Here is a 2,087-nt window from a genome sequence, read left to right as displayed (position 1 = left end):
GAGGTTTATCAGGAGCCGTATACGAGGCCCGTACGTACGGTTCTGTGAGAGGGATAACGCCGCAGCAAATTACTGCGGCGCTACCCTACTCGATTATTTATCAAGGTCTTTCGCAAATCACCTTTTAATTTTTTCCGGAATAAATTATACGAGGGGTGATCTTTATGAAATTAAAACTGGATGAGTACCAGAAAAACAAAATTGAAGTGCCTGATGCAGTATATGAAAATCTGTTACGAGTCTTTATTAAGTCCGCATTAAAAAAGGAAAAAACTAACCCACAGCAGTCATATAACAGAAAAGCATTCCATAAGCAAAGCGTTTCGTTATAATCGATTAACTTAGGAAGGGTTTTTGAAATGTATATCCCGCCTCACATTACCGGTCAAAATTATGCTGAATATCAAGACGTAAAAAAAACATTGGACGAAAAAGGTATAGAAATAGGGGGATACATAAGGATTTCAACAAAAAAAGACAGCCAAAAAACCAGCATAGAAAACCAAAAAAAGCTTCTTGAGCAGTGGGCTGAAGTTAATGGGTATAAATTAGTTAGGATTTACATTGACGTTAAATCCGGTGAGTATACCTACTTACGAAATGATATCCAACAAATGTTTGAAGATGCGAAAGCAGGAAGAATAAAGGGGGTTGTTTCAAAAGAGATTGCCCGGACCTCCAGGGATGTTATGGATATAATTTCTATCAAACGCACCCTATCAGATTATGGTGCTTTTTTTATATCTATCAAAGAAAATTATGATAGCCGCACTGATGATGATGAATTTTTACTAATATTACACGGCGGACTGGCCCAAAAAGAAAGAAAAACCACCAGTTCCCGGGTTAAGGTAACCCAACTCATGAAAGCAAAAGAGGGTAAAACAAACGTCCCATTGCCGGCCTTTGGTTATATGCTAAGCAATGACCGTCAGCACCTGGCGATTAATCCCAAAACAGCCCCGATATACCGTCAAATAATTGAAAAATTCCTTTCCGGTTGGGGTCAATTAAAAATAGCCAAATGGCTAAATAAACAGGGCATACCTACCCGTAGAGGGGGGCAATGGTCAACAAATGCCATTAGAACGATTTTATCAAACCCGGTTTATCTTGGTATAACGATTTATAATGCATCAACGTTAATAAGAGACAGCAAGGGAAGGCAAAGAAGAGTAATTCGTCCCAGGGAAGAATGGATAATTCGTGAAAATACCCATGAACCATTGATTTCCGAGGACGAATTTAATACTATTCAGCTAATAATGAAACAAAGAAAAGAAAAATATGCGCATGAATGGTCTTGCGATAGGAAATACCTTGGATCAAGCATTTTAAGATGTGCAACCTGTGGTGGAAAAATTTATGGATTTAAACTTAAACAAAAAAGTAAAAAGAAAGGTAACAAAAGCGATTATAAGTATATGTATAGATGCATAGGCGTTAATGGAAAATGTACAGGCAAAAACAAATACTGGGACATGGAAATTATTGATAACAACATACTGTCTTTCATTACGTTAATATTTTCTGATAAAGAAAAACTATTAAACTTCATAAAAAGAAATATGGATTTAATTACTGATGATTTAAATAATTTAATAGAAGAAAGAAGGGATTTAAAAATCCGAATAGGGCGAATTAACGAAGCCATAAAAAAGCAGCAACTGGCATACGAACAAGACATTATTACAATTGAGGAATACAAAGACAGGATGCGAGAGCTTAGGGAGGATAAACAAGTTTTGGGACAGAAATTAGATGATTTAAATTTTAGGCTGGAGAAAATCGACGCCATTGATGATAAAATTAATAGAGTGTTTGATCAAGTTAATACATACATTGAAAATATACATAACCTCCCTCAAGAAGAGAAATATTCTTTAGTTAGTCATTTTAGTGAGATATACATAGATCAAACCGGTAACATAACAGATGTTAAGTTTCGTATGTAAATCCAGGCATTGAATATATTTTTTGCTTTTTATCTGGACAAGAGCCTGTTCGAAAAGCCCGTCTCTATCATGAAAAATAAAGAAATAATTACCAAAAATACCATGGCTATTTTGACAAAAATCATGTCTATT

The 2,087-nt window shown here is 35.3% G+C and carries 2 protein-coding genes; both read left to right on the top strand.

The genetic code is table 11. The features are described from left to right. Positions 1–164 precede the first annotated feature (164 nt). Positions 165–332: a hypothetical protein gene (locus tag BM299_RS19620; protein ID WP_165608449.1), complete on the top strand. Its 168-nt coding sequence runs from the start codon at positions 165–167 to the stop codon at positions 330–332. A 27-nt stretch (positions 333–359) separates the two neighbouring features. Beyond that, positions 360–1,955 carry a recombinase family protein gene (locus BM299_RS18715; RefSeq protein ID WP_092488055.1) on the top strand — a complete coding sequence of 532 codons (1,596 nt, stop codon included), beginning with the start codon at positions 360–362 and terminating at the stop codon, positions 1,953–1,955. The last annotated feature ends 132 nt before the right edge of the window (positions 1,956–2,087 follow it).

It is taken from the genome of Desulfoscipio geothermicus DSM 3669 (genome assembly GCF_900115975.1).
Classification (GTDB): domain Bacteria; phylum Bacillota; class Desulfotomaculia; order Desulfotomaculales; family Desulfallaceae; genus Desulfoscipio; species Desulfoscipio geothermicus.
The sequence above is the reverse complement of the archived record's forward strand: the minus strand, read 5'-3'. Positions and strand labels throughout refer to the sequence as shown.